General features: G+C 40.1%; 6 protein-coding genes. 3 read left to right on the forward strand and 3 right to left on the reverse strand.

Annotation, left to right across the window (positions count from 1 at the left end):
* Window positions 1–95 precede the first annotated feature (95 nt).
* From L652_RS0105300 to radC, 3 genes are read right to left on the reverse strand one after another with little or no spacing between them, the layout of a single operon-like run.
* Window positions 96–656, reverse strand: a complete 561-nt coding sequence (locus tag L652_RS0105300; protein WP_024595464.1) for a tyrosine-type recombinase/integrase — start codon at window positions 654–656, stop codon at window positions 96–98.
* Window positions 657–668: 12 nt separating this feature from the next.
* Window positions 669–1,088: a DUF2787 domain-containing protein gene (locus L652_RS0105305; protein ID WP_024595465.1), complete on the reverse strand. Its 420-nt coding sequence runs from the start codon at window positions 1,086–1,088 to the stop codon at window positions 669–671.
* Window positions 1,089–1,100: 12 nt separating this feature from the next.
* The gene (gene radC, locus L652_RS0105310) at window positions 1,101–1,574 is read right to left on the reverse strand and encodes a DNA repair protein RadC (RefSeq protein WP_024595466.1); all 474 of its coding nucleotides are present in this window, start codon (window positions 1,572–1,574) and stop codon (window positions 1,101–1,103) included.
* A 125-nt stretch (window positions 1,575–1,699) separates the two neighbouring features.
* Here radC and L652_RS0105315 point away from each other — a divergent pair, with 125 nt between their 5' ends.
* The 3 genes from L652_RS0105315 to L652_RS0105325 form a co-directional block, all read left to right on the forward strand.
* The gene (locus tag L652_RS0105315) at window positions 1,700–1,882 is read left to right on the forward strand and encodes an AlpA family transcriptional regulator (protein WP_024595467.1); all 183 of its coding nucleotides are present in this window, start codon (window positions 1,700–1,702) and stop codon (window positions 1,880–1,882) included.
* A gap of 165 nt (window positions 1,883–2,047) precedes the next feature.
* A complete protein-coding gene (locus L652_RS0105320; protein WP_024595468.1) occupies window positions 2,048–3,607 on the forward strand; it encodes a type I restriction-modification system subunit M in 1,560 nt (519 codons plus the stop codon).
* On the forward strand, window positions 3,604–4,853 hold a 1,250-nt coding region (locus L652_RS0105325), incomplete at its 3' end, for a restriction endonuclease subunit S (RefSeq protein ID WP_024595469.1). The genes L652_RS0105320 and L652_RS0105325, both read left to right, overlap by 4 nt.

Below are 4,853 nucleotides of genomic sequence, written 5' to 3' on the forward strand. Positions count from 1 at the left end.
ATTACCAACCAAGCCGCACGAAACGGCCTTATTTAAAGACATAGTGCCTTCCTTTTAGTTAAGTAAAACAAGCGCCAGAATGACGCTGTTAAGAGTTATAGCTCTAATTCTTCAAAGTCTTTGTCTATTTCCTCCTGTGTTATGCCTATATAACGAAGTGTTGTTGCTTCGGAGCTATGGCGAAGCATTTTCATTACTCGGGCGATGTCGTGGGTTTTCTGATACAAGTGATAGCCACGTGTTTTACGCATTGAGTGAGTACCTAAATGAATATTTAGTTCTTCACCAACGAGCGCAAATGCTTTAGTAACCGCTCTACGCGATAGTGGTTTAGGCTTTGAGTTAATTGCTTGTTGATTTCGGTATGATTGAAATAAGTAGATATGCTGTGGATGAGTAAGCTTAATTTCGTTGATTAAGTTAAGCGCCTTATCATTTAGCTTAATTTCAGCTAATTTTGAGGTCTTTGACTCGTAAATAATCAACCTATCGTTATTTATGTCAGTGAACTTCACTGCGAGTAAGTCAGATATTCTAAGCGCGAGATTTAAGCCAATGTTCCATATTTGGCTCATTTGCCTTGAGCAACGTTTTTCTAGCAAATAACTAACAAGTCTCACTGTATCAAGATCTTTAACCGCTTGTACTTCAGCCATAAAAACCTCCAGTTACTCAGTAGTAACCGTAACCTGATAACAACCTGTGTTGTAGTACTCAACAAAGTTAGAAATAAACAAGGCTAACAACTCTTTACCTTCCCTAGCATTCAACCAACCAGCTAGAAAGTGATAAACCTGCTTAATGCTAAAGCACACATCAATTTCTTTTATCAGTTCAGGGGTATGACGGCCCTGATACGAAAAGTCAGTAATATAAATAAGCTGCCAGCTGGTGGCCTGCTTTTCCAACCTAACCTCTACAGGGTGAAAGCCTCCAGCTTCAGGGCTGTAATCAGGATCTCTAAAGTTAAGCGTAACCGCCTTAGCTCCGCCTATAGAATCACCTCTATTCGCAATAGCACTTACAATCACACCAATAAAAGACTCAGGCACTTTTAAGCCTGATACTTGCTCTATTTTTAACGCCATATTTAACTCCTTTTAAATTAAGCCATGTTCAGCAAATGAATACGTGCTCTCGCCAATGATGATGTGATCAAGCACCGATACATCAATTAGGTTAAGTGCCTGCTGTAATTTGGTAGTAATGAGTTTATCTGCTTGAGAAGGCGTAGTAACGCCTGAAGGGTGGTTATGTGCCAATATAACGGATGCAGCATTAAGCTCCAGCACCTCTTTAACAACTTCTCTAGGGTAAACGCTGGCAGCGTTAATAGTGCCTCTAAATAGCTCTTTAAACTCCAGTATGCGGTTCTGACTATCTAAAAACAGTACGGCAAATACTTCATGTTCATGTATCGCTAATTTATGTTTTAAGTACTCTTCGCAATCATTAGGGCTATTCAATACGCCATCACGAAACTGCTTTTTAGCGATAATATACGCGGCGGCTTCTAGTATCTGCTCGTCATTTACTGGGTGTTTAAATTCATATAACGACTGTTGACCTTGCATTGTAAATTCCTCTTAAGTGGTTCATGCAAGTTAGTGATGTATATGTGTAAGTTTTTTGTTTGAAGAGCATAAAAAAATACTGACCCCGGAAAGGTTATGTACTAATAACCAACCGGAGAAATTCCATGCGTTTAATCAAATTAAAAGAAGTAATCGAAAAAACATCACTTGGCCGCTCAACAATTTATGAGTTCATGACTAAGGGCACATTCCCAAAGCAAGTATCGTTGGGTGCTAAATCTGTAGCCTGGCTTGAATCAGAGGTGGATGATTGGATAATGGAAAGAATTGGTGAAAGGGAAGTGTAAAGACAATAAAACTATTTATAAACTGAAGCAGCAGATTGATTATATAGAATTTGTGGTAGTATTATTTGGATGATAAGTAAGTGAGATAAAGCCAATACGAGCTTTATCTCACTTACTAGAATATGCGGCTTAATATTAAATAACGTACTTTACGGGAATAAAGAAATGACAAGTAACCAACAACGTGCTGAGCTTCAACGACAAATATGGGCTATTGCTAACGATGTGCGAGGTTCAGTAGATGGTTGGGACTTCAAGCAGTACGTGTTGGGTACTTTGTTCTATCGCTTTATCAGTGAGAACTTTGTTGGTTACATCACAGGCGGTGATGAAAGTGTTAATTATGCTGCCATGGACGATGATGATGAAAACATTCTAGCTGCAAAAGATGATGCAGTCCGTACGAAAGGATATTTTATCCTTCCAAGCCAGTTGTTTAGCAATGTGGCGGCTAATGCGCATAAGAACGAAAATTTAAATACGGATTTGGCGGCTATTTTTGCTGCAATCGAAAACTCAGCCAATGGCTATGATTCAGAAAAAGACATAAAAGGCTTGTTTGCGGATTTTGATACCACCAGCAATCGTTTAGGTAATACGGTTACTGCAAAAAACGATCGTTTAGTAAAGGTATTAAAACGAGTGTCTGAGCTTTCTTTCGGTGAGTTTGAAGACAACCAAATAGACTTGTTTGGGGACGCCTACGAGTTCCTTATTTCAAACTATGCGGCCAATGCGGGTAAATCAGGCGGCGAATTTTTCACGCCTCAGCACGTTTCAAAACTGATCGCGCAGCTGGCCATGTACGGTCAAACTAGTGTCAATAAAATCTATGACCCTGCGGCTGGCTCCGGTTCATTGCTGTTACAAGCCAAAAAGCACTTTGATGCGCATATCATTGAGGATGGTTTTTTTGGTCAAGAGCTGAATCACACCACCTATAACTTGGCGCGTATGAATATGTTTTTGCACAACATTAACTACGACAAGTTCAATATTCAGTTGGGTGACACTTTAACCGAACCGCACTTTTTAGACGACAAACCGTTTGATGCGATTGTCTCTAACCCGCCTTATTCGGTGAAATGGATTGGTAGCGATGACCCAACCTTAATTAACGACGACCGCTTTGCACCCGCAGGTGTACTTGCACCCAAATCAAAAGCCGACTTTGCCTTTGTGCTGCATGCGCTCAGCTACCTATCAAGCAAAGGTCGTGCGGCGATTGTTTGCTTCCCCGGTATTTTTTACCGTGGTGGTGCTGAGCAAAAAATTCGTAAGTTTTTGGTAGATAACAACTATGTTGAAACCGTAATTTCACTGGCACCTAACCTGTTCTTTGGCACCACCATTGCGGTGAATATTTTGGTGCTGTCTAAGCACAAAACCGACACCACCACCCAGTTTATTGATGCTAGCGGACTGTTTAAAAAAGAAACCAATAACAGCGTACTGACTGAGCAGCACATCGAAGACATCATGAAAGTGTTTGCCAGCAAAGAGGACGTGGATCACTTTGCCAAATGTGTTGATTTGGATGTTATCGCAGGCAACAGCTACAACCTTTCGGTGAGCAGTTATGTAGAAGCGAAAGACAACCGCGAGCTAGTGGACATTACAGAGCTTAATGCCGAACTTAAAACCACTGTTGCTAAAATCGACCAACTTCGCAGTGATATTGACGCAATTGTCGCGGAAATTGAAGGTGAGGAGCTTGAGGCATGAGCATTTCAAGCTACATGGAAAAGCTGTTAGATGGAGTTGACGTTGAATGGAAGCCGTTAGAAGACGTAGCTGAATTTAGAAGAGGCTCTTTTCCCCAACCCTACGGCAATAGTGAATGGTATGACGGAGAAGGCAGTATGCCTTTTGTGCAAGTTGTTGACTTGCTTGATGGTAGTTTTGACTTAAAAGAAATTACTAAACAAAGAATTTCAAAAAAAGCACAACCTAAAAGCGTATTTGTTAAAAATGGAACTGTGATTGTAACACTGCAAGGGACTATTGGACGTGTTGCATTAACTCAGTATGACTGCTATGTAGATAGAACCTTGGCAATATTCACAAATTATATTGAGTGCATAAATAAGAAATATTTCGCATACCAATTAAAAAGCAAATTCGAAGTTGAGAAGAAAAATGCGAGAGGAAGTACTTTGAAAACTATTACGAAAGCTGAGTTTTCAAAGTTTCAAATACCCATCCCATGCCCAGATAACCCAGAAAAATCGCTGGCAATACAAGCTGAAATTGTACGCATTCTGGACGCATTTACCGCCATGACCGCCGAGCTGACCGCCGAGCTGACCGCCGAGCTTAACATGCGGAAAAAACAATACAACTACTACCGCGACCAGTTGTTGAGTTTTGAAGAGGGTGACGTTGAGTGGAAGACGTTGGGTGACGTAACCCAACTTATTACCAAAGGAACAACCCCTAAAGAATTTGTAAGCGACGGAGTTAATTTTATTAAGCTGGAAAGTTTTGATGATAACCAAATCAAACCAGACAAGTTTATGTTTATTACTCCAGAAGTTCATAATAAGGAACTTAAACGCTCAATATTAGAGGAAGGTGATATTTTATTTGCTATTGCAGGCGCTACTATTGGAAAGTGTGCCATTGTTGATAAAAGCGTTTTACCTGCAAATACTAACCAAGCATTAGCTATTGTTCGCTTAACCCAGCAGGTAAATGTAAAGTTTGCTTTTTACTACATGCAGACCACTGCAATGACAGATTATATTGCTAAGTTTAATAAAACCTCTGCTCAGCCAAATATAAACTTGAAACAGATGTCGGAGTTTAAAATTCCTGTCCCTACAATTAATGAACAAATCCGAATTGTTAAGATATTAGATAATTTCAATACGCTAACAAGTTCCATAAAAGAAGGTCTGCCCCGCGAAATTGAGTTACGCCAAAAGCAATACGAGTATTATCGTGATCTGTTGTTGAGCTTCCCTGCCAG

Source organism: Pseudoalteromonas sp. TB25, from assembly GCF_000497995.1.
Lineage (GTDB): Bacteria > Pseudomonadota > Gammaproteobacteria > Enterobacterales > Alteromonadaceae > Pseudoalteromonas > Pseudoalteromonas distincta.

Excerpts from the sequence above, each read along its gene's own strand:
- L652_RS0105315 (WP_024595467.1), top strand. The coding sequence starts at position 1,700 with ATGCGTTTAATCAAATTAAAAGAAGTAATCGAAAAAACATCACTTGGC.
- L652_RS0105305 (WP_024595465.1), bottom strand. The coding sequence starts at position 1,088 with ATGGCGTTAAAAATAGAGCAAGTATCAGGCTTAAAAGTGCCTGAGTCT.
- radC (WP_024595466.1), bottom strand. The coding sequence starts at position 1,574 with ATGCAAGGTCAACAGTCGTTATATGAATTTAAACACCCAGTAAATGAC.
- L652_RS0105300 (WP_024595464.1), bottom strand. The coding sequence starts at position 656 with ATGGCTGAAGTACAAGCGGTTAAAGATCTTGATACAGTGAGACTTGTT.
- L652_RS0105320 (WP_024595468.1), top strand. The coding sequence starts at position 2,048 with ATGACAAGTAACCAACAACGTGCTGAGCTTCAACGACAAATATGGGCT.